The sequence below is a fragment of the Pseudovibrio sp. FO-BEG1 genome (assembly GCF_000236645.1).
Lineage (GTDB): Bacteria > Pseudomonadota > Alphaproteobacteria > Rhizobiales > Stappiaceae > Pseudovibrio.
The window spans coordinates 4,232,712-4,253,859 of sequence record NC_016642.1 but is presented as its reverse complement, the minus strand read 5'-3'; the positions used below and the strand labels follow the sequence as shown (position 1 = coordinate 4,253,859).

At 48.7% G+C, this 21,148-nt stretch carries 21 protein-coding genes and 1 pseudogene; 16 read left to right on the top strand and 6 right to left on the bottom strand.

What is annotated here, in order from left to right; translation table 11 throughout:
• Positions 1-23: 23 nt before the first annotated feature.
• The 3 genes from malE (at position 24) to malG (ending at position 3,706) form a co-directional block, all read left to right on the top strand.
• Positions 24-1,193: a maltose/maltodextrin ABC transporter substrate-binding protein MalE gene (gene malE / locus PSE_RS19160; protein WP_014286330.1), complete on the top strand. Its 1,170-nt coding sequence runs from the start codon at positions 24-26 to the stop codon at positions 1,191-1,193.
• Positions 1,194-1,262: 69 nt separating this feature from the next.
• On the top strand, positions 1,263-2,816 hold the full coding sequence (malF, locus tag PSE_RS19155) for a maltose ABC transporter permease MalF (protein ID WP_014286329.1): 1,554 nt from the start codon (positions 1,263-1,265) through the stop codon (positions 2,814-2,816).
• Positions 2,816-3,706, top strand: a complete 891-nt coding sequence (malG, locus tag PSE_RS19150) for a maltose ABC transporter permease MalG (protein ID WP_014286328.1) — start codon at positions 2,816-2,818, stop codon at positions 3,704-3,706. Before malF ends, malG begins: the two co-directional genes overlap by 1 nt.
• Before the next feature lie 165 nt (positions 3,707-3,871).
• Here malG and PSE_RS19145 read toward each other — a convergent pair whose 3' ends face one another.
• Positions 3,872-4,417: a thioredoxin family protein gene (locus tag PSE_RS19145; protein ID WP_014286327.1), complete on the bottom strand. Its 546-nt coding sequence runs from the start codon at positions 4,415-4,417 to the stop codon at positions 3,872-3,874.
• Positions 4,418-4,522: 105 nt separating this feature from the next.
• The gene (locus tag PSE_RS19140) at positions 4,523-5,617 is read right to left on the bottom strand and encodes an L-dopachrome tautomerase-related protein (protein WP_014286326.1); all 1,095 of its coding nucleotides are present in this window, start codon (positions 5,615-5,617) and stop codon (positions 4,523-4,525) included.
• Between the two features lie 90 nt (positions 5,618-5,707).
• On the opposite strand from PSE_RS19140, the gene PSE_RS19135 reads away from it, so the two are divergent.
• Positions 5,708-6,586: a LysR substrate-binding domain-containing protein gene (locus tag PSE_RS19135; protein ID WP_014286325.1), complete on the top strand. Its 879-nt coding sequence runs from the start codon at positions 5,708-5,710 to the stop codon at positions 6,584-6,586.
• Between the two features lie 30 nt (positions 6,587-6,616).
• Here PSE_RS19135 and PSE_RS19130 read toward each other — a convergent pair.
• The 4 genes and pseudogenes from PSE_RS19130 to PSE_RS19115 all read right to left on the bottom strand — a co-directional run bounded on the left by PSE_RS19130 (position 6,617) and on the right by PSE_RS19115 (position 10,271).
• A pseudogene (locus PSE_RS19130) lies at positions 6,617-7,269 on the bottom strand (GntR family transcriptional regulator).
• 118 nt (positions 7,270-7,387) lie between these two features.
• The gene (locus PSE_RS19125; protein ID WP_014286323.1) at positions 7,388-8,695 is read right to left on the bottom strand and encodes a TRAP transporter large permease; all 1,308 of its coding nucleotides are present in this window, start codon (positions 8,693-8,695) and stop codon (positions 7,388-7,390) included.
• A gap of 2 nt (positions 8,696-8,697) precedes the next feature.
• Positions 8,698-9,240: a TRAP transporter small permease gene (locus tag PSE_RS27855; protein WP_051125938.1), complete on the bottom strand. Its 543-nt coding sequence runs from the start codon at positions 9,238-9,240 to the stop codon at positions 8,698-8,700.
• Positions 9,241-9,293: 53 nt separating this feature from the next.
• Positions 9,294-10,271: a TRAP transporter substrate-binding protein gene (locus PSE_RS19115; protein WP_148266171.1), complete on the bottom strand. Its 978-nt coding sequence runs from the start codon at positions 10,269-10,271 to the stop codon at positions 9,294-9,296.
• Between the two features lie 213 nt (positions 10,272-10,484).
• Between PSE_RS19115 and PSE_RS19110 the strand changes: the two genes are divergently transcribed.
• The 12 genes from PSE_RS19110 (at position 10,485) to PSE_RS19055 (ending at position 21,139) form a co-directional block, all read left to right on the top strand.
• Positions 10,485-11,444, top strand: coding sequence for a C-terminal binding protein (locus PSE_RS19110; RefSeq protein ID WP_014286320.1), 960 nt, complete (start codon positions 10,485-10,487; stop codon positions 11,442-11,444).
• Positions 11,445-11,470: 26 nt separating this feature from the next.
• Positions 11,471-12,127, top strand: coding sequence for an RraA family protein (locus tag PSE_RS19105; protein ID WP_014286319.1), 657 nt, complete (start codon positions 11,471-11,473; stop codon positions 12,125-12,127).
• 54 nt (positions 12,128-12,181) lie between these two features.
• Positions 12,182-13,111, top strand: a complete 930-nt coding sequence (locus PSE_RS19100; protein WP_014286318.1) for a sugar kinase — start codon at positions 12,182-12,184, stop codon at positions 13,109-13,111.
• Positions 13,112-13,139: 28 nt separating this feature from the next.
• Complete coding sequence (locus PSE_RS19095; protein WP_014286317.1) at positions 13,140-14,336, top strand: L-dopachrome tautomerase-related protein; 1,197 nt, start codon at positions 13,140-13,142, stop codon at positions 14,334-14,336.
• A 72-nt stretch (positions 14,337-14,408) separates the two neighbouring features.
• Positions 14,409-15,047 carry a bifunctional 4-hydroxy-2-oxoglutarate aldolase/2-dehydro-3-deoxy-phosphogluconate aldolase gene (locus PSE_RS19090; protein WP_014286316.1) on the top strand — a complete coding sequence of 213 codons (639 nt, stop codon included), beginning with the start codon at positions 14,409-14,411 and terminating at the stop codon, positions 15,045-15,047.
• Positions 15,048-15,078: 31 nt separating this feature from the next.
• The gene (locus PSE_RS19085; protein ID WP_014286315.1) at positions 15,079-15,945 is read left to right on the top strand and encodes an EamA family transporter; all 867 of its coding nucleotides are present in this window, start codon (positions 15,079-15,081) and stop codon (positions 15,943-15,945) included.
• 460 nt (positions 15,946-16,405) lie between these two features.
• Entirely contained in the window at positions 16,406-17,083 is a 678-nt protein-coding gene (locus PSE_RS19080) for a hypothetical protein (protein WP_148266170.1), read from the top strand.
• Between the two features lie 89 nt (positions 17,084-17,172).
• Positions 17,173-17,397, top strand: coding sequence for an AlpA family transcriptional regulator (locus PSE_RS19075; RefSeq protein ID WP_014286313.1), 225 nt, complete (start codon positions 17,173-17,175; stop codon positions 17,395-17,397).
• Positions 17,394-17,717 (top strand): hypothetical protein, encoded by a 324-nt coding sequence (locus PSE_RS19070; RefSeq protein WP_014286312.1) that lies wholly within the window; start codon positions 17,394-17,396, stop codon positions 17,715-17,717. Before PSE_RS19075 ends, PSE_RS19070 begins: the two co-directional genes overlap by 4 nt.
• Positions 17,710-19,842: a DUF6371 domain-containing protein gene (locus PSE_RS19065; protein ID WP_014286311.1), complete on the top strand. Its 2,133-nt coding sequence runs from the start codon at positions 17,710-17,712 to the stop codon at positions 19,840-19,842. The genes PSE_RS19070 and PSE_RS19065 overlap by 8 nt, the downstream gene beginning before the upstream one ends.
• A gap of 84 nt (positions 19,843-19,926) precedes the next feature.
• Complete coding sequence (locus tag PSE_RS19060; RefSeq protein ID WP_041768680.1) at positions 19,927-20,334, top strand: hypothetical protein; 408 nt, start codon at positions 19,927-19,929, stop codon at positions 20,332-20,334.
• Between the two features lie 538 nt (positions 20,335-20,872).
• Positions 20,873-21,139 (top strand): hypothetical protein, encoded by a 267-nt coding sequence (locus PSE_RS19055; RefSeq protein WP_041768679.1) that lies wholly within the window; start codon positions 20,873-20,875, stop codon positions 21,137-21,139.
• Positions 21,140-21,148 lie beyond the last annotated feature (9 nt).

Here is a 21,148-nt window from a genome sequence, read left to right as displayed (position 1 = left end):
GCGTTTCTAATTGGGAGGACGCTATGAAAATACTAAGAACCACACTTGTTGCAGCTATGCTTGCTACAACATCTACCGCTGCCATGGCAGCTGTTGAAGGCGAACTGCTTATCTGGATCGGAGCTGACAAGGATATAAAGCAGTTGCAGGCGGTTGCTGCCAGATTTACCGAGGAATTGGGAGTTCCTACAAAGGTAGAGCTGGTTGACCCAGAGTTGCCAGACAAGTTCCAACGTGCGGCTTCAACTGGTGATGGTCCAGACCTGGTGATGTGGGCCCATGATCGCTTTGGTGAATGGGCTGCCAGTGGCCTACTGCAACCAGTAGAGCCGACATCGGAGTTTAAGGCAGGCGTCCTACCAACCGCGTGGGATGCGGTGAGCTTTAACGGTAAGGTGTGGGGATATCCGATTGCGATTGAAGCGATAGGTCTGGTTTACAATAAAGACCTGATTTCAGAACCTCCTAAAGACTTTTCTGAGTTTGCACATTTGGAACTACCTGAAGGCGTAAAACCTATCCTCTGGGATTACACCAACACCTACTTCACGATGCCAATGCTGATGGCAAATGGAGGCTACTCCTTTAAAAAAGTCGATGGTGTTTACAACGGTAAAGAGACTGGCGTGAACAATCAGGGTGCGATTGAAGGCGCAGAAGTGCTGGCGAAGCTCTTTGCTGATGGCATCATACCAGACGGTGTTGATTACGGTGTGATGGATGCTGCCATGGCCCGCGGTGAAGTGGCGATGGTCATTAATGGGCCGTGGAGCTGGAAAGCTTATGAAGAGGCAGGCCTGAATATCGGCGTCGCACCTATTCCGCAAGTCAACGGAAATGTTTCACCTCCATTCATTGGCGTTTATTCTGTAGCTCTCAATAGCGCTTCTCCAAATGCTGACCTGGCAAGTGAGTTTATTGAGAACTACATGCTGACTGACGAAGGCCTTGCTGTATGGAACAAAAACCGCGCTCTAGGTGCGCTCGCGGATATCTCAGCAAGTGAAGCATTGCACAGTGACAAAATCTCAGCCACTTTGAAGAACGCTTCAACCGGTGTCCCGATGCCGTCAAACCCTGAAATGGGCGCATTTTGGGCGGCTATGGCACCGGCGCTTAGTAACATCACAACAGGCAAACAAACTCCAGAAGAAGCTCTTAAAGACGCGGCTTCCCGTATTCTTGGAGAATAAGCAAGACTTTGTCGCACCGGGATACTCACTCGGTGCGACGTAGCTTGATTGCAAAGAAAGTTGCCTCTGATGACCTCTCTTAGCTCTGAAGACACAAACCAGATATCAGGCTTCAAATTGCGACGTCTTTTACCTGTTGGTTTGTTGATCACTGTTTTCACAACGCTGTTCTATTCGGCATTCCTTTTGTTTCTTGGAAACCAGCCAGTCGTCGGCCTTCTCGTGCTGGTTGTTGCCGTATGTTTTGGGATAGTGTTCTCAACCAAGCGGCTTTATGCGCATCGTTTCATTCTCCCAGGAATTGCTGCGGTGCTACTCTTTATTGCCTTCCCGGTTGGATACACAGTTTATCTCGGGTTCACGAACTTCAGTTCGTTCAACTTGCTCAGCCATGAACGTGTCCGTGAAATCCACCTTGCCAAGAAAATAGTCGATAAGGAAACCTCGAGAGATTTTAGTGTATGGCAGCAAGGCGATACGTATCGCCTTTACATTACCGGTAAAGAAAACGGCTACCTGAGTGAACCGTTCGAGAAAAATGTAACGCAGCACACCATAAAAGCAGAAGCGGCTCCCATACCGAGCACCGAAAAGTTGAGCATGCGTGATACTATCAAGCTCCGCAAATCTCTTGGAGAGATTTCTGTTCAACTGCCAGACGGTGTCATTCTCAAAAACTCAGGTCTAAGAAAGTTCGCTGCCCAGATGCCGGAGTTCCGTGAGACGCCCGAAGGAGTGCTCATCTCAAATTTAGATGGTTCACGGTTATTTCCAAACTCTAAGACTGGATTTTACACCAATGAGATGACTGGGGAGCATGTCTCTCCAGGCTGGAGAGTTAACGTCGGACTTGCCAACTTTAAGCGGATCTTTCAGTCTGAGGGCATTCGTGCCCCCATGTTCTCTATCTTTCTCTGGACTTGCCTTTTCGCACTGCTTTCAGTTGGGTTGACGTTTATTTTAGGCTTGGCACTGGCTGTTACTTTGCAATGGCCCCATCTTCGCGGCAAAGCAGTCTACCGCATTCTTTTGATACTGCCCTATGCAGTTCCAGCTTTCATTTCGATCCTGATTTTCCGCGGTTTGTTCAACCAGAATTTTGGTGAGATCAACATGATCCTGAATGCGCTCTTTGGCGTTCGTCCAAGCTGGATGACAGATGGAGGCATGGCGAGAACAATGCTCGTTATTGTCAATGTCTGGCTCGGCTATCCTTATATGATGCTGCTCGCGATGGGCTTTTTGCAGTCAGTCCCTGAAGATCACAAAAAGGCAGCCACACTTGAAGGAGCAAGTGCTTTTCTAATTTTTCGCAAGATAACATTTCCGCAAATTCTACCACCGTTCCTTCCGCTTTTAGTCGCAAGCTTTGCCTTCAACTTCAACAATATCGTACTTGTTCTTCTCCTGACACGCGGACTACCTGATATTCCGGGCACAATCATCCCTGCAGGCCAGACGGATATTCTTGGATCGTTTACCTACCGCATCGCTTTCCAAAATGCAGGTCAGGAGTACGGCTTAGCAGGCGCAATCACACTCATCATTTTTGTTATCGTTGCTGCGTTGGCCTACGCCAATTTTGTTGCCATGCGTCGCCAAGCAGCTAAGAGGGCAGCGTAATGATCGTAGAGCATCCAAGAAAACTTCAGTTGCAGAAGATCTTTGCTCATACATTCCTTTTGAGTTTTCTGGCCCTTATCCTTTTTCCCTTTTTGATGGTCATATCAATTAGTTTTCGGGAGGGGAACTTTACAACAGGTTCGATTGTTCCAGAAAGCTTGACGCTCGAACACTGGGCACTGGCACTGGGGTTGGATTATACGCGAGCAGATGGAACAGTTGTTGAGCCTGCTTTTCCTGTTTTGTTATGGATGTGGAACTCGATCAAAATCGGATTGATTGCATCTATCGGCGTGGTCACTCTTTCTACGATCTCAGCTTACGCGTTCAGCCGCATTCGTTTCAGAGGTGCGGGGATAATGCTAGATTCAATGCTGATCATCCAGATGTTTCCAACCACACTGGCTTTGGTAGCTCTCTTCGCAATCTTTGATGGCCTCGGAGAGGTATCGCCTGTGCTCGGTATCGATAGTCATTGGTCGTTGGGCCTGGTGTATCTATCAGGCATCACACTACACGTTTGGACCATCAAGGGGTATTTCGATAATCTGGACCCAGCCATGGACAAGGCAGCGCAGGTTGATGGTGCAACACCATGGCAAACCTTCCGGTTCATCTTCCTGCCATTGGCAGTCCCAATCATCGCTGTCGTCTTTGTCCTGTCGTTCATTGGCATAATAAACGACTACCCCTTAGCATCTATTCTTCTACGCTCTGAGGAGAACCTGACACTTGCTGTGGGATCGCGGCTGTACCTTAATGAGTTCAAGTACCTCTGGGGAGACTTTGCCGCCGCTGCCATCTTATCAGGCCTCCCCATTACGGTAGTTTTTATGATTGCGCAGAAGTACCTTGTAGCAGGTCTCAGCGATGGAGCGGTAAAGGGGTAGGTGGCCTAGTTAAAGACAAACAGCAGATGGTGGCGAAATAGACAATGGTTGAGGGGGAACTCTAGTCGCTGAGTTTGTGATGATCGTTGATTGCCAGCTTATAGTCGTCAGGCTGAGTTGGTTTAGATCCCACAAGAGCTAATGGGAATTTTCGTAGTAGAAAATCTAGTTCCACTTGATGGAGCAGCCCATGCTTGGGATCTGATGCTCTGGACCACGGCCAGTTTTGGCAACCTGACGCATTGCATTGAGCAGCTCAGGCGTACGGTTGGTTGGGTCGTTGAACCCGGCATCATCTAAACGGCCACGATATTGCAGCTCGCCCTTGTTGTTGAAGCCGAAGAAGTCTGGCGTGCACACCGCATCGTAAGCGCGGCCTACCTCTTGCGTTTCATCCACCAGATACGGGAACTCAAAGCCAAATTCTTTGGCAACCTCTTTCATGAAGCGTGGCGCATCCGCAGGTACATAGCGGTAGTCGTTGGACATAACTGCCAAAACGCCAAAGCCTTCCGCTTTCAGCTGCTTGGTATCTTCTGCCAAACGATCCGCAATAGCCTGCACATATGGGCAGTGGTTGCAGATGAAAGCAATGAGCAGGCCATTTTCGCCAATGTGGTCAGACATGGTGAAGCTGGTGCCATCGGCATCTTTGAGCGTGAATTCTGGTGCTTTCCAGCCAAAGTCACAGATTGGTGTGTTCAAAAGCATGGGGGTCTCCCGAGGTATCTAATGGAATGAGTGAGTGTATGCGGCCTTACATATGCAACTGATGGACTGCGCCGAGCCCGTCAGTTACATCAGTTTTTGCGCAGCTTATTTGCCTGGAACCGGGAAGCGCATTACGTAGAACGGAGCCTCGGCACCATTTACACCTTGATTGAAGGCCGGGTGTTTGTGCAGCTGGTTTTGAGTGACATAGACATAACCGTCTTTGGCAACATCAAAGCCGTCAGGCCAGGACAGGCGCTTATCCTGAATGAGGACTTCGTACTTGCCTGCTGTGGTGAGGCCAATAGCAGCGTTCTCGATGTCAGAAACGATGAGGCCGCCATTTGGATTGAAGGTCATGCCATCGCTTGGCTTTTTCGGGCCGTATTCTTCAATAGACGCCGCCAGATCCTCAGACTTTGCTGAATGATCTGCCAGTTTCGCGGCTGAAATGCGGAAAATCTGTTCACCGTTTACAGTACCGAAGTAGACCCATTCGCTGTCATCAGAAATAGCGATTGGGTTCAGACCAAAGCGTAGTTTGTTGAGAGAGCCATCTTCGCCTTTGGCTGCCATCAGGCCACCATCAATCACCACATCGCGGTCTGGAGAGATGAGTTGCTCAGCAGCTTCCAGCAGGCGGTGGGCTTCACCGGTCTTCAGGTCCACAACCACGATAGCTGGTTTGGACGGACCTGCCAGATTGCCGAGGGTCATGTCTGCGATGTAGATCTGGCCGCGCTTTTCATCAATGGCAAAGTCCTGCAGAAAAGAGTTTGCAGCCAGAGCGGATTTGTCGATCTGCAGATCAGCGTGCAGGCTGTTGGTTTCAGAGTTCCAACCCAGCAGGCGCGGTGCAAAGGCTTCGCTGCCCATGTCGAGCATCCAGACAACGCCATTGGAATCGGTGTCGATGCCGATCACAGCGGAGAGGCCCAGTTCACCAGCTTCTGGACCATCTGCCCAGTCCTGCGTTGGGAAGGGCGCTTTGCTGCCGTCTTTCAGCACTTCAACCACTTTCAGCGCCGGGCCATCCAGTGGTTGCATGCTCACAATCATGCGGCCATTGGGAGTTACGGTGATGTTGCCCGGGCGAGTTTCGGTAAAACTTGCGACTTCTTCCAGCTGAAGTGGCTCGCCAGCCACCGCTGCCAGAGAAATAAGAGAAAGTGCAGATGCTGCGAGCACAGATTTCAGCATGAATAAAAATTCCTTATTGATTGTTGATGTTCTATGAGACATATGGCTAAATACGAGAAATTAGTAAAACTAGAAAAATAAATAGGTTCTATGAGTACTGCTAATAGATCTCCATTCCGGCTTGATACAGACCTGATTGTGTTGCGCTCTCTGGTAGCTGTGGCCGAAGAGGGAAGTTTCTCTGCTGCCGCTGAAAAAGTTGGCCGTACTCAATCGGCCATCAGTCTTCAAATCGCAAAACTGGAGGAGCGGCTAGGCGTGAAGCTGTTTGAGCGCACGAGCCGCTCTCTATCGCAAACCAGTGAGGGTGAGGTCTTTATTGGGTATGCCCGAAAGATTTTGGAGCTGGCGGATGAAGCTGTTTTGAGCGTTTCTGCGCCCAAGGAGCAAAGCATATTACGTGTGGGGTTTGCAGAGTACCTCGTGCCTCAGCATCTACATATTCATTTGGCTCGCTTTAAACGGGCACATCCCACTTGTGATCTCAACCTGATCCTCGGTGGGGGAGCTGACCTGATAAACTTGTTGAATGCCGGGGAACTTGATGTGGTGTTTGCAGGGCCAGAAGCTTCTGGTGGTAAGCAGCTGTGGCAAGAACCGCTCGTGTGGTGTGGGCAGTTACCTGCCTCCGATAAGCCTCTGGAGTTGATTTTGATGCAGGAGCCTTGCAGCTATCGATCCATAGCAATCTCTGCAATGGAAGCTGAGGTCTCTGACTGGAAGATCTCAATCACGGCAAATTCAATTCAGGCAGTGCAGTCTGCTATCAAGGCCGGACTTGGTGTTTCAGTTCTGCCGTATTCTGCATTACAGGAGGACATACCCGTGATTGAAGGAGTGTTACCTGAACTTCCAGCAACAAGCGTCTTAAGCTATCTCCCTGCTCAGGAGGAAAACCAATTGGCACAGCGTTTCATAGATTATTTGTTGTGCTATCTGGAAAAGACCGGTGCTCTACACGCTGCTTAGTTTAGTGAAGGTGATCAAAAAGCAGGATGCTTAATCCTTAAAACGCAAAAGAATGTCGCCCCAATATGCACCTTTGTCTGGGAGGATATGGCTGCGAAGGAGACTTTTTGCTTCCTGGACATCGCTGCTTTGAAGGGCTTTTAGTATACTCACATGCTGTTCATAGGAGCGTTGCATGTGCTGTTCGTTACTACCAGATAGTTTCGAGCTGTCGCCATTCGAGTAGCAATGAGTGCATATGCTTGAGCAAAATATGCGTTGTCGCAAAAATCAATCAGTACCTGGTGAAACTCGTTGTCCAGTCCCAGATATTCAAGCGTGCCGTTGCGTTCCATACACACGCTCATCTTATCCAGTATGTACCGAATGCTCTGGCACAGTGCTTTGTTATTCTTTTCAAAAGAAAGCTGCATGGCCTGAGATTCAATATAATACCGGAACTCGAGTAACTCATTAAACTCAGTTTGAGAAAGACTGAAAACGAACGTTCCGCTTTGAGGCTTGATCTGAACAAGCCCTTCGCTCTGAAGCCGTTTTACAGCATCGCGTATCGGAGCTTTTGTTGCTTCCAGACGTTTTGCTAAGACAGTTTCAGATAACTTGCTGCCCATTGGTAAAGTGCCATAGATGATCATTTCACGAATGCGCTTGTAAACAACATCTTTGAGCAAATCTTGGGCCATCGGAATCTCGGAAAACAGTTCAGAATAAAGAGTGATGGAAAGTAACTATCACCTTCCATCACCCAATTTGCCTTATAATACAGTTTGTTATTTTGGCAAAGTTTCCTGTCATCCGTCCTTAATTGAGTAAGGAAGGCAAGAACATCGTTACCTGCGGTAGGTAGGTGACAATCATCAACATCACGAACATCGAGAAGAGGAATGGTAAGATCGCCTTAACAAGGCTTTCTAGGGAGACCTCTGCTACACCAGTGGCAACAAATAAATTCGCTCCCAAGGGTGGCGTGCAGAACCCAATTGCAAGGTTCACTGTCATGATGACACCAAAATGGACCGGATCCACTCCCATGTGTTGAACAATCGGCAGCAGTATCGGCGTGAAAATAATAATCGATGCAATTGTTTCCATGAACATGCCAACGATCAGAAGCATGATGTTTATAAGGAGCAGAACGATAATTGGATTGTCTGAGAGCTGGATAATCATATCGGCGACTTCTACCGGGACACGTTCCAGTGTGAGCAAACGCCCGAAAGATGCAGCCATCACCACCATCACCAGCACTGTTGCAGATGTCAGGCCCGAGTTCAGGAACACAGAGCCAAGATCACTGAACTTCAAGTCTCGATAAACAATCAAGCTAACAAACAGAGCGTAGACGACCGCAACACCAGCTGCTTCTGTTGGGGTGAAAACTCCTCCGTAAATTCCTCCAAGGATGATTACTGGAATAATCAAAGCCCACAGCGAATGTTGACGCCACCCGGATCGCTTGGTTTTCGCAGTCTTTGTTACTCGATCCAGTTGCGACCCTGCATGTACTTTGGGTGTATAATTTTTAGAGATGATGCATCGTGCAACCACCATGTAACCCAAACCAAACAGTATTCCTGGAACAATGCCTGCAAGGAATAGCTTTCCGATCGATTGGTTTGCTGTGACGCCATAAATGATCAGTGGAATGCTTGGAGGAATCATAACACCAGTGATCCCAGCCGCCGCCGTAATCGCTGCTGAAAAGGATCTGCGGTATCCAAGACGTTCCATTTCCGGGATCATATTGGAACCAATTGCAGCAACAGTTGCAGGGGATGAACCCGAAATTGCTGCAAAGAACATACTTGCCAGGACGTTCACATAGGCCAGACCTGCTTTAAAATGGCCAACCAGCGTAAAGGCAGCGCCGACGATGCGGGTAGATAGACCGCCACGTTGCATGACCTCGCCAGCCAAGACAAATAATGGGATGGCAACTAAAGGGAAAGAGTTGCCACCCATGACAGCACTCTTTGCAAGTAGTGTAATGTTTGGCGTGCTTGGCAGATACTCCAATACTACAAGAGATGCAAAGCCAAGGCAGATTGCAACAGGTGCTCCAAGGAAGACCAGAAGAATGAATGTGCCGAAGAGGGTGAAGGAAACCATTTTCAGTTACCTCCTGCTTTGAGTTGAAGCGGACTTTTGATCTCGAGAGGAGTTTTGAGCGCAATCAGATCTTCGATGATGTTTTGGACGAGGCGAAGTGAGCTTAGCAGAGCGCCAACTGGGAGGGATGCATATAGCCATTGCATACCAACTCGTAGATCAGAGAGTGGCCAATAAAGTACGATGGATGATTGTCTGGTGATTATGGGACTTGAGACTTGCTGCCATCCGTAAAGGAACAGCTTTATCATGCACCATAAAACGAGAAGATTTGTAATGATACCAATCATCGTTTTGACTTTTGGTGGCAGGCCATTAATGAGTGCAGTTACGCAGATATGGCGACGTGTCTTGAAACCGTAGCTCACTCCTACCCAGATAAACCAGATGAAACACCATCTGACAAACTCCTCACTCCATGGCAATGAGCTTGAGAAGATGTAGCGCATAATGACTTGCACAAAGACCCAGAGTACGATGTTAAATAGTAAGAAGTTTATTAGATAAGCCTCTGCATTTTTTTCGACAAATCTTAGTAATGACATAGCCCACCTCTTGTCACCCGACAGGTGGGACCTGCCGGGTAGGTTTTATTTTCTTATTTCTTGAGAGCTTGGATGAGTTGGCTATCGACCAGTTCAAAATACTTGTCGCGAATTGGCGCGGTTACTTTCTGGAACTCACCGACCTCCGCATCATTCAAATGAGTTACATTTACGCCAGCTGCTTCAATTGCTTTCAGCTGGTCCAACTCTTCTGAAGCGATCACTTCCTGTTGGTAATCAATCGCACGCTTTAATGCAGAATCGACAAGTTTCCGGTTCTGCTCAGAGAGATTATTGTAGAAGTCCATGTTTGCCAGAACCATATGCGTTGAGTAAACGTGGCCAGACAAGGTCAAGAACTTCTGAACCTCGTAAAAACGCGAGGAGTAGATATGCCCGAGCGGATTCTCTTGCGCATCAACAACGCCTTGCTGAAGAGCGGAGTAAACCTCATTAAATGACATTGGGGTTGGGTTAGCACCCATGGCTGCAAAGGCATCCATATGGGCTTCGACCTGCATGGTGCGCAGCTTTATTCCTTCCAGATCTGCTGGCTTTTCAATCGGGCCAACATTGCTTGTGATGTTACGTATGCCGTTTTCCATCCATCCCAAGCCTTTGATGCCGTAGTCTTCCACACGGGCAAGTAGCATATTGCCAAACTCACCGTATAGAGCATCAAGGGCGTCGGCTCGGTTTGCAAAAGTGTAGGGAAGACCTGGAATTGAGAAAGCTGGATCCCAACCAGCCATCACTTCCACAACTGGCGCTGTCATATCAATGACACCAGACTGTACAGACTCGGTCAACTCCCGGTCACCACCAACCTGACCGTTAGGAAAGATGTCTACTCGCATCTCGCCTTTAGATTCAGTTTCGATGATTTTTTTGAACTCAACCCACGCTTTGTGCATGTGATAGGTGTCGGCTGCTCCGTGACCTACTCGAATTGTCGTCTCTGCATTGGCCATCCCAGCAAATGAAACGGAACATACTAAAGCAGCAAACATTGCTGTCTTATTCAGAAACATAACAACACTCCCAATTAACATTTCAGTTATGTGTTCTATATTTTTCTGAAATTTTAGATATTCAAGCGTAAATTTACGTATCTAAATATTATCCACAGTGAAAACGCGACGTAAATCGCATTATTTTTAGTGTGCTTTATTTTTTTCTTGCCATTTTTTCGATCTCAATCTTTCTTATATCCCATAACTAACATGTCACTTTTGGGGCAAATAATGAAAAAGATCGTGGTCATTGAGCCGGGTTACCTGAGCTATGAAGAAGAACAGACGGTGCTTCAGCGACACAATGCAAAGATTGTCGTGTTACCTATTGGAACTGCCCGATCCGAAATCGAGACTGAAATTGCTGATGCCAATGCAATTTTGGTACGTGAAGCACAGGTAGATGCTGAACTGATTTCACTTATGAAGTGCTGCCAGGTCGTAGTCCGTTATGGGGTGGGTGTAGATAACATCGACTTGGAAGCGGCGAAGAGCAAAGGGATCTACGTCGCCAACGTGCCCGACTATGGCTCTGAAGATGTTGCTGAGCACGCCGTCTCACTCATGCTTTCCGCAACCCGAAGAATTCCAAGCCGCGATCAAGATGTGCGTTCAGGCAAATGGGGGATTGGTCAAGCTGAACCAATGGTCCGTATGGCAGGAAAAACACTCGGGATCGTTGGGTTTGGCCGAATTGCCCGGTGCTTTGCTCAAAAGACCGAGGGGCTTGGTTTCTCACGCACGCTAGTTGCCGATCCTGCATTGTCACCAGAAGCAGCTTTGGAGGCAGGCGTAAATCTAGTCAGTCTCCAGACGCTTTGTGCAGAAGCCGACTTCATCTCACTCCATGCACCTTTGAACGCCAAAACCAGACACATGATTGATGCCAAGGTTTTGGACAAAATGAAGCCCAATGCGGTGCTCGTAAACACGGGCCGAGGAGGCTTGGTTGATGAAGATGCACTTCATGACGCACTGACTAAGAAAAAGATTTTTGCGGCGGCCATCGATGTTTTTGAGCAAGAGCCCGTGCGTAAGGACCACCCGCTGCTCACTCTGCCAAACACCATCTGCACAGACCATACCGCTTGGTTCACTGAAGAATCTGTCGTCGAACTCCAACACAAGGCAGCTGTTGAAGTGCTGCGCGTGTTCGACGGCGAGCAACCCAAGAATTGGGTCAACTCATAAGTTCCTCCAAACTGAAGGCTAGTTCCATGTACAGCAAAGAAATTATCGAAGGTTACCGTGCCATTTTCTCCACCGCATCCATCGCCGATGCTTGTGATCAACTCATTGGCGAAACGATGTTTCTGCCGTTCAGCATTAAAAATCGTATCAACGAGAAGAAAATCGTTGGTCCTGCTGTAACCATCCTTGAAGATGTAACAGAAGAGAAGCTTCCTCCTCAACATGCTCTAGATGCAATCGATGAGTCCGAGGAAGGGTCTGTTATTGTAATCACTGGCTGTGAAGCTCTGGAAACAGTTGCGGTCTGGGGTGGTTTGATGACCGCTGGCGCAGTCGCAAACAAGCACGAAGGTGCTGTGCTTGATGGTGGCTTGCGTGACATTGCAGAAATTCGCCGTGACTATGACTTCCCTGTCTACTCGAAAACCGTAACTCCAGGCACCACGCTTGGTCGCTTCAAAACAATTGACGCAAACAAACCTGTCCAGATTGGTGGCGTAACCATCACCCCCGGTGACCTAATCATTGGTGATGTTGATGGTGTTGTGTGCGTTCCGAAAGACAAAGTTGAAGCTGTCTTGGAGCTCTCTCAGTCCATTGATGAGCGAGAACTTGAGCAAGCCAAGTTGATCATCGACTCCGGCTCTCTACGCGACGGCTTGGCCAAGTACGGCCGCATCTAACTTTATAGCTTGTAGCGGTGGCTCCCTAAGGGCCGCCGCATTTTGGAGTACCTTATGTCCATCGATATTGTTTCTTTCGGTGAACCTCTTCTCGAGTTCAGTCAGCTTCCGGGGCAGGACAAACCAGTTTCCTATCTCAGTGGTTATGGTGGAGACACTTCTAACTTCGCGGTAAGTGCGGCACGTCAGGGCGCCAAAGTCGCGATGTTTGCCCACCTTGGTTCCGATGTGTTTGGTGACCAGTTTGTTGAGCTATGGAAGGCGGAAGGTGTCTATGTTGACTGGGTTCAACGCCACCCGAATGCCCCCACTGGCATCTACTTCATTTCACATGATGAGCATGGTCATCACTTTACCTTCTATCGCAAAGGTTCGGCTGCATCCCTCGTAACCCCAACAGACCTGCCAGAAGATCTAATTGCTGGCGCAAAACTCTTACATACTTCAGCGATCACTCATGCCATCAGTAATGGTTCTTGTGATACCGTATTTGAAGCGATTGATTTAGCGAAGAAGCATAAAACGCTGGTTTCATTCGACACTAACTTGCGCCTCAAGCTCTGGACATTGGATCGTGCAAGGGCAGTCATTCATGAAACAGTTCGTCATGTCGACTTCTGCATGCCGAGCCTTGATGAAGCTCAACAGCTTACAGGGCTCAATGACGCAAATGAAATCGCAGATTTCTACCTTTGCCTTGGTGCAAAAACTGTTGTGCTCAAGATGGGGCCTGAAGGTGCGATGGTCGCGACTGCCAGCGAACGCTTCACAGCAAAAGGCCACAAGGTTGAGACTGTTGACGCAACAGGTGCTGGAGACTGTTTTTCAGGTGCATTTCTCAGTCAGATTGTTGCGGGGAAATCCCTGCGTGAAGCGCTGGTTTATGCCAACTGCGCTGCAGCGCTGACCACAACAGGCTATGGCGCAGTTGTGCCAATTCCTACTGCGGCGCAAGTCGCAGCTTTTCAAGAAAAAATATCATAAAGCGGACTTCTACGGAAAGGGAGAACCCATGAAGATCGTCTCAAAGCTGCTTGGTGCAGCTGCACTTTCACTTGTTGCATCTACGGCATTGGCTGGTCCAAAACTGGAAATCGTTACTGAGTGGAACTCACTGCCTTACGAAGTGCAGGATGCAGAAGCAAAAGCGACCTGGGAGAACAGCAAGCTCTTCGGTAAGTCTCTTATGCAGGGCGTGAAGGTAGACAAGCAAAGCAACTTGTATGTTTCAACTGCTCGTTGGGGTGGCCCCGAGATTCCAGCAACGCTTTCTAAATTGAAAGATACCTCGGAAGGAAAAGTGCTTGTTCCATATCCCTCTGAGGAAATGAACAGCATGGATAATGCGAAGGGGTTAAAAGCTGTTCTTGGCTTTGAGATTGATCGCAACAACATCATGTGGATTCTGGATCAGGGACATGTTGCAGGTCAGCCAAGCAAAGCTGGTGATGAGAAGCTTGTTCTTTGGGACATTGATAAGAACCAAGAGGTTCAACGTTATGAGTTCAGTGAAAAAGACAGTAATCGTCGGTGCTCTTTCCTGAATGATCTTGTCATCGATAACGATAGCGGTTTTGCATACATCACCGATTCAGGAATCTTCTGTCAGCCCTTAGATGGCGGCTTGATTGTCTATGACAGCAATACAAACACAGCGCGTCGGGTTCTTGCAGGTACCAAGTTCACCAATAACGAGAAGAACTTCTTCTTCAACATCAATGGTGAACCAGTACTCTCCAAAAATCCTATGCTAACAGGTGCTGATGGTATCGCTCTGTCTGGTGATAAAAAGACCCTTTACTGGACTAATCTGACTGGCAACACGCTGTATGCTATCGAGACCGCATTGCTGCGAGATTTCAGCCGTTCTGAAGATGTGCTGCAAGCAAGTGTTCGTGTTGTGACTACTCTACCTTCCAACACTGATGGCATGACTGCCGACCGGGATGGAAACCTTTACATGACAGGCCTGACACTCAACGGGCTCATGCATCGTGATGCTGAAACCGGTGACGTCACTCGTCTAACCTATGACAAAACTATGGTTTGGCCAGATACACTGGCATGGGCCCCGAATGGTGATCTTTATATTGCATCCAACAATCTACACACTTGGGTTGATGGGAAAATGAATTTTGAGAACCCCGAAACCTCTAACTTCAAGATCTGGCGTTTGAAGGTTGGTAAAGCCTCTTACTTGCAGCCTTAAAGGGGACAAATGCCAGTAGGTTCAGGGGGATAACTTCCCCTGAACTTTCTCAACTCGATTTCTGGATTAAGCATGACCAACAATGTCCAAGTACTGGAAGCCTATAAGGTTGTCCCTGTTATTCAAATCTCATCCCTTGATCAAGTTAGGCCGCTGGCAGAGCAGCTGATCACTAATGACTTGCCTGTTGCCGAGATAACTTTAAGAACGAAACCATCTCTCACTTCACTTGAAGTCATTGCAAAAGAGTTTCCGGAGATTTTGCTGATTGCGGGAACTGTCCTGAATAATCAGCAGGCTCATTCTGCATTTAATGCAGGTGCATCGATGATCGTTTCTCCCGGTTTTAGTCCTCAAACCATACGTTTTTGCTTGGATAACGGTTTGGATATCATACCTGGAGCTATGACGCCTGGTGAGATGGAGCAGGCACTAGATTTTGGCTTGAAGACGATAAAGTTTTTTCCAGCAGAAGCCGCGGGCGGCACTAAAATGCTCAAGGCAGTCTCCGCTCCCTATAAAGAACTCCGCTTCATGCCAACTGGTGGCATTCATCCAGCAAATGTCAATGATTACCTTGCGCTATCTTCGGTTGTTTGTTGCGGGGGTTCATGGATGGTGGATCCCAAGTTGATGGCAGATAATGATTGGCCCGAAGTTGGCCGCCTGATCCGACATGCCCGTACCTTGACCTCTAACAACTCTAACTAGCTCCCACATTATAGCTGAGGATTTAAACTTTATGGATGTGGGGTTAGCCGCCAGCTTAACGGGTGCTTTCTGTCAGGCTGCAAACTACGTTCTGACGCAAAAGTGCCGCGATGTAGTCGATGTTTCTGGCATGCAGATGGTTATCGCCGTACATATCGGGATGGGTATTCTGGCAGCGGTTCCGTTTATTGGCTTCAAACTATGGAACACTGTGCGTTTTGATCATGTGATACCGCTGCTTATGGTCAACATTCCCTACATCAGTGCACAGATTTTGCTCTTAGCTGCAATCCAGAAAAGCGGAGCTTCCATAATCTCGCCGCTGCTTGCTCTAAAAATACCAATTCTAGCAGTACTCGGCTTCGTGTTGATGGATGACGTGTTAAATCTTCAGCAGTTGCTTGCAGTATTAAGCATTCTTGCTCTTGCAATCTGCCTTTCCAAAAGTGCCGGAAAGATTGCCTGGGTGCCACTGTTCCTGACCTCACTTGCATGTTTGGGATATGCTATTTCTGATTACTCAATCAACCACTATTCTAAATCTTTGCAGAACTTCTCTGAGTTTGATCAGGTATGGGTTACCGTTTCTATCAACTATCTGTTTTGCGGGTTAATCTGCCTTATTCCGGCATTTCCATACAGGGTTGGTCACCACCTTATCTTTGAATGTAAATGGATTTCCATCATTTGGTTGATGGCTGTTACACTATTGGTCTTGGGCTTTAAAAGTAGTGGTGTGCTGCAAGCCAATGTCGCGCAGTCTCTTCGAGGTGTTTTTGGTGTTATCCTTGCCTACATATTTCTCCGAACAACGTCTGCGTCATCCACGCTATCGGCCCCACGAAAACTATCAATTGCGGCAGGAATGGTCGGCGCAGTTGCTTTATTTTTCTCTTGAAACAAATAGATGAACCCAGAAAAAAGACGGTGATATTCATCTGATATCGCAGATAGAGAACTCTTTATACCGAAACTCAATAGTGAACGAATGACTGTTTTTCGTTCTCCGGCAAGCTGAGTTAGGCCATTTATAGTGGCATCGTAGAAGTCTTCGGATGAACCTGTCTAAAGCACAGTTGGTAGTATCTTGAAGACGGCTTAGTTCGTCCTTCAAAATTAAGCCTTCACCCACATCGTGCGGCGCTACAGCAAAGTTATTTTCAGCAGAACCTCTCCCCGGTTTGCGATAGGCTAACGAGATGTCCGTAATTATGAGGCTCTGAGATCTAATGGGGGAGATTATGGGGTGTGATCTGGCGCTTCTGGGAGAGCTTTGCTTCAAAGATGCTTTCTGCAGGTTTTTATTTGATCATGATGAAGTAAGCGATGCAATCTATCGCGCCAGTGAAGTTGCCTCTGTGTTTGATTGGACATTTGATGGCATTTGCTCCTACTTCGCTAAACCGTCACCTGGGTGCTGGCCTGTTGCGGCTAATCTTAAAGCCCTTACCAAGAGCCACAAAAAGCCTATCCGAGCAGAGTGTTTCAATGATGCATGGTTGATGGAACTTCTTGAGAGTGGCAAAGCTCCCCGAAAAGCCGAAGAAGAACTAGCCACCAAGCTGATCTTTCAAACGTATCTTTCTCTGATCTCTGGTTTGCAGAGTGGTGAGTTGATAGCCAAAGGACGTGAGAGTGCTTTGAGGACAGCTATCGATGTGCCAACTTCACTTTGGTTTTCTGAGTTTTCTTTTGTTTCTCTGCGAAGAAATGAGTTGTTACATGTTGATGGGGAGGTTTGGAAAGTGGTTGCAGAAGACCTGAGAGTTCATTCCGCTGATAGCTTTGTGACTGATGAGAAAGACCGCATAGTGTCGCCAGGAGGGCGCCCCCAGAAGTATCCGTGGCAAGAGGCTTTTGATCGACTCGTGGTACGTCTTGGGAATGAGGGGCATAGCGAAAAGGGTTCAGAACTTTCAGAGCGTTTCCTAGACTGTATGTCAGATGCTGGAGTGACTAATCTGCCGAACAGAAGCCAAGTATCTGAATGGCTTCGCAACAACTATCCGCGCCTTTGGGCAGCTTCAAAGCAATAGAGTCGAAAACCCTTTTCAACCCTTTTCGGTATAAAAAAATTCCATTCACCTCATCCTTTCCTCATCGCAATTGAGCGAAAGGGAACGCAATGAGGACGGAACTGAACAGCGCTGAGAACGCTTTGATTACGGAAGCGGCAGCAGCGGACTATCTCGGGATTTCTATTCGAACCATTCAGGCGTGGCGGGTGCGCGGTGGCGGGCCCAACTACGTCAAGCTTGGCAAGGCGGTGAGGTATCGGCCTTCCGATATTCAGGCCTGGATTGAAGCTCATTTGACCAGCTCCACGAGTGATGCGGAGGCCCGGTTATGAGACGTCGCTTTAAGCCAAAGCCTCGGATTGCCTTTCAGCGTGTTGCCAGATCAGCTTTGCTGCATGGGGATGCGATCTGTCGGCAATGGTTGCCTGGAGGCAAGCTTTCAGGCTCTGAGTATTCAGTTAAAAACCCGCGCCGGATGGATCGGCGGGCGGGCTCCTTCAAGATCAACATCGATACAGGCTTGTGGTGTGACTTTGCCACCGGCGAGGGTGGGCGCGACTTTATCAGCCTTGGGGCTTATCTGTTCTCGCTCTCTCAAAAGCAAGCGGCCTGTAATCTGGCAGATATGATTGGAGTGGATGCTTATGAATGATCCGTTTGCTCCAATCACAGCAGATCAAGCAACCAAATCTAAACGAACGCAACCGTGCAAGGTGATTGTAAACCCGGTGCCAGATGAGGCACCGGAACCACCTGCTTTTCATCCTAAGCTTGGAGTGCCGTCATATCGATGGACTTACCGAGATGCGAGCGGTGCAGTGCTTGGCTATATCTGCCGGTTTGATATCGAAGGTGAGGACAAAAGCTTTCGTCCTTTGTGTCTGTTTCGAGTTGAGAAGAAGCTTCGGTGGCGATGGGAGACATGGCCGCAGCCGAGGCCTCTTTATGGTTTGGATCTTCTAGCTAATGCTCCAGATGCACCTGTTGTCATCGTTGAAGGTGAGAAGGCTGCTGATGCTGCACGGCAATTGCTACTGCAACATGTTTGTATCAGCTCACCTGGTGGTTCCAATGCAGCTAGGAAAGCGGATTGGTCAACCCTTCATGGGCGAGATGTGGTTATCTGGCCGGATGCTGATGAAGCAGGAGAGAAGTTTGCAGGTGAGGTGAAATCCTGCCTTGAGGAGATGGGCGTTGCATCTGTTTTGGTGCTGGATGTACCGGAGGATACTTCAAAAGGCTGGGATGCTGCTGATGCTTTGAGTGATGGCTGGACCTGCGAGCAAGCCGATGCCTTTGTTTGCTCCGTGAGTGGGGCTAAGCCTTCAGATGGTGATGATCAAGAGGAGTTAGAACCAAAGCGGCCTGCATCTCGTTCAAGCTTGCTTGCTGTCGCGGAGGGGATTGAACTTTGGCATTCCCCGCAGAAGGAAGCTTTTGCCACGCTAAACATCAAAGGGCACCAAGAACATTGGGCCATTGGCAGCACACGTTTTAAGCATTGGCTTGTGGGGCGATACTATGAGGAAACAGGCGCTGCCGTTTCTTCTCAAGTGCTCAGTGATGCGCTGCGGGTGTTTGAAGTTCGCGCCATAGAGCAGGGGGCTTGTTATGAGCCCTTTTTGCGAACCGGTTGGGCGCAAGATGCGAGCTGGCTGGACTTAGGTGACGAAAGCTGGCGGGTAGTTTGTATCACGCGAGATGGTTGGGAGGTCGTGGATAGTCCGCCGGTGAAGTTTGTTCGCAAGCCAACCATGACTTCTCTGCCGGAACCGTGCAAAGGGCAGATGATTGAAGAGATGCGGCATCTCATCAATGCAGAGGATGAGGATTACAAACTTATCATTGCCTGGTTGATCGCCTCGCTGTGGGGGCGGAGCAATAGCTATCCAGTCCTGGCACTTGGGGGAGAGCAGGGCAGTGGTAAGAGCACGATGGCGCGGTTGCTGCGTTCTCTGAGTGATCCTTGTGCGGTGGCTGCATCGTCCTTGCCTAAGGATGAGCGGGACCTGATGGTGATGGCGCAGAATGGGCATGTTTTGAACTTCGATAATGTCTCCAAAATGGAAAACTGGCTTTCTGATGCGATCTGCCGGATGGCGACAGGAAGCGGGTTTATCTCTCGCAAGCTGCACACGGATGGGGATGCTTACTGGTTCCATGGCTCAAGGCCTGTTCTCTTGAATGGCATTCCCACGCTTACTGAGCGAGCTGACTTAGCTGAGCGCGCCCTTTCTGTTCGCCTCAAGAGGATTGATGAAGCGGGCCGTCAGCCGGAGGACCTGTTCTGGCACGAGTGGGAGTGTCTCAAACCGGGAATGCTGGGAGCTTTGCTGGATGGCTTGAGTGCTGCGATCCGCAACATCGATCAGGTGCATCTGGACCGGCATCCACGTATGGCGGACTTTGCGCGGTTGATGGTTGCTGCATCTTCAGGTCTGGGTTGGGAAGACGGGGAGTTTTTGGAGGCTTATGAGAGCAACCGGCGAGGCACGGCGGAGGCTGTGTTTGAGGGCGACCCGGTTGCGGTGACACTTCATGAGTTTCTAATGGTTCGGCAAGGTGGTGAGAGCTGGGTGGGCACTGCAACTGAGCTGTTGGCTGAACTCAATATGATTGTGAGTGACCAGATCAGATCTTCACGGTTCTGGCCGACAAAGGTGAATGCGTTTGGCAGTGCGGTAGATCGAGCTTCTCCGCTGTTGAGGCAAAAGCGTATTCAGGTGCTGAAGAAGGCGACGGGTTTCAAGCGGTTGATCTATCTGGATGTTATATGATGTTTTCTCGCGAGTGTTCGTTTGATCGAAGATCTGAGATCCAATGTATTGTTACCGGCGAGACTACAATCGTATAATTGCGATATGATCAAAGATTTTTTCGAAAAGCTAGAAAGATCAAAGTGGTCGCGTTGGATCGGCCTATCGATATTTGGGACTTTTTTGATACTCGGAGTTCTCAGTGGGGAGATCAAAGGAGTTTTAGGGTTGCTGGCTTTGCTTGGGAGTTTGTATGCGGGTCTTTTCGTTGGAGCTCATACGGGCGGTTTTCTGGCCGCTCGTGTTTTGCGTTTATCGACATCGTATTCAGATCGTTTCAAAGTAGGTTGTGCTGCCTTTGGTTTCTTATTCCTGCCGCCACTCGTGTCTTCCTTTATGATCGAACACTTTGCTTTTGAGATTGAGATGAGATCTTTACCAACACATTTTGTGGGGGCTTGCATAGGCGGGCTGATTTTCTTTTGTGTCTCACCTGAGCAACCCAAAAAATAGGTTGAGCAAGTAAGTTGTTGCATGAACGTAAAAATGCCTTAGCAACAGTCGCGTGTTTCTCCATTCACCAAGCTCATAGGTTACACGGGTCCTTCTTAGGTCTTTGCTTGCCTACGGGTAGTTCGAGACCACGGCGAAAGCGCCTATGTGGTTTTCGCGAGGGCTTGGTGTTTATGTTCATGTTGTTGTTCTCCCTTTACATCGTCTAGTTTGGCCCAGTTAATCCCATGGGTTTGTGGAGGAATTCAGTTTCCCTGCATTGACACCTTGCGTTGTTCATCGCATGGTCAGCTTGAGGCGTCAGAACCTCTTTTCAAGTAGCGGTCACCGCAGCCGTTAGTCAGCGGTCTTTTGTGTTTGAGGGTAGGTCTTCAAGCGCAAACTCTCGCTTATGGGCGGGAGGGCGGTGAATACAATACCCTTTGCGGGGGAATAAACCCGCCTGTCTACTTGCAGGTTCTGAACCTCCCGCTCACCAGTGGGCCGTCAGAAGCCTTCTGCTGAGTGGTTCTTCAAAACCCAAAGTAGAGGGCTTGAAATGACAGATACTGGTAAAGAGAAATGTGCCCATACGTCCCTTCGCAATGAAGTGGATCAGCTTCGCCTCTCCAGCAACCACCTTAAAAATTTGATGTACTCCATGAGCGTGGTGATGAGTGAGCGCATGGAGCACACACAGGAATATGAAGCGCTGCTGACACTGTTTGATACTGTGCGCAATCAAGTCGAAAACGTGGAAACCAGCGCAAACGCAATCTCTGAGTTTGTAGAGATCTGCGCCCCGGAAGCACCTGCTTCCAAATAAGCGGAATGA

Coding starts and splice junctions, on each gene's coding strand:
- PSE_RS19090 (WP_014286316.1), top strand. CDS start 14,409: ATGACCAACAATGTCCAAGTACTGGAAGCCTATAAGGTTGTCCCTGTT.
- PSE_RS19145 (WP_014286327.1), bottom strand. CDS start 4,417: ATGCTTTTGAACACACCAATCTGTGACTTTGGCTGGAAAGCACCAGAA.
- PSE_RS19135 (WP_014286325.1), top strand. CDS start 5,708: ATGAGTACTGCTAATAGATCTCCATTCCGGCTTGATACAGACCTGATT.
- PSE_RS19070 (WP_014286312.1), top strand. CDS start 17,394: ATGAGACGTCGCTTTAAGCCAAAGCCTCGGATTGCCTTTCAGCGTGTT.
- PSE_RS19100 (WP_014286318.1), top strand. CDS start 12,182: ATGTCCATCGATATTGTTTCTTTCGGTGAACCTCTTCTCGAGTTCAGT.
- malG (WP_014286328.1), top strand. CDS start 2,816: ATGATCGTAGAGCATCCAAGAAAACTTCAGTTGCAGAAGATCTTTGCT.
- PSE_RS19105 (WP_014286319.1), top strand. CDS start 11,471: ATGTACAGCAAAGAAATTATCGAAGGTTACCGTGCCATTTTCTCCACC.
- PSE_RS19140 (WP_014286326.1), bottom strand. CDS start 5,617: ATGCTGAAATCTGTGCTCGCAGCATCTGCACTTTCTCTTATTTCTCTG.
- malF (WP_014286329.1), top strand. CDS start 1,263: ATGACCTCTCTTAGCTCTGAAGACACAAACCAGATATCAGGCTTCAAA.
- PSE_RS19060 (WP_041768680.1), top strand. CDS start 19,927: ATGATCAAAGATTTTTTCGAAAAGCTAGAAAGATCAAAGTGGTCGCGT.
- malE (WP_014286330.1), top strand. CDS start 24: ATGAAAATACTAAGAACCACACTTGTTGCAGCTATGCTTGCTACAACA.
- PSE_RS19065 (WP_014286311.1), top strand. CDS start 17,710: ATGAATGATCCGTTTGCTCCAATCACAGCAGATCAAGCAACCAAATCT.
- PSE_RS19055 (WP_041768679.1), top strand. CDS start 20,873: ATGACAGATACTGGTAAAGAGAAATGTGCCCATACGTCCCTTCGCAAT.
- PSE_RS19085 (WP_014286315.1), top strand. CDS start 15,079: ATGGATGTGGGGTTAGCCGCCAGCTTAACGGGTGCTTTCTGTCAGGCT.
- PSE_RS27855 (WP_051125938.1), bottom strand. CDS start 9,240: ATGTCATTACTAAGATTTGTCGAAAAAAATGCAGAGGCTTATCTAATA.
- PSE_RS19075 (WP_014286313.1), top strand. CDS start 17,173: ATGAGGACGGAACTGAACAGCGCTGAGAACGCTTTGATTACGGAAGCG.
- PSE_RS19115 (WP_148266171.1), bottom strand. CDS start 10,271: ATGTTTCTGAATAAGACAGCAATGTTTGCTGCTTTAGTATGTTCCGTT.
- PSE_RS19125 (WP_014286323.1), bottom strand. CDS start 8,695: ATGGTTTCCTTCACCCTCTTCGGCACATTCATTCTTCTGGTCTTCCTT.
- PSE_RS19095 (WP_014286317.1), top strand. CDS start 13,140: ATGAAGATCGTCTCAAAGCTGCTTGGTGCAGCTGCACTTTCACTTGTT.
- PSE_RS19110 (WP_014286320.1), top strand. CDS start 10,485: ATGAAAAAGATCGTGGTCATTGAGCCGGGTTACCTGAGCTATGAAGAA.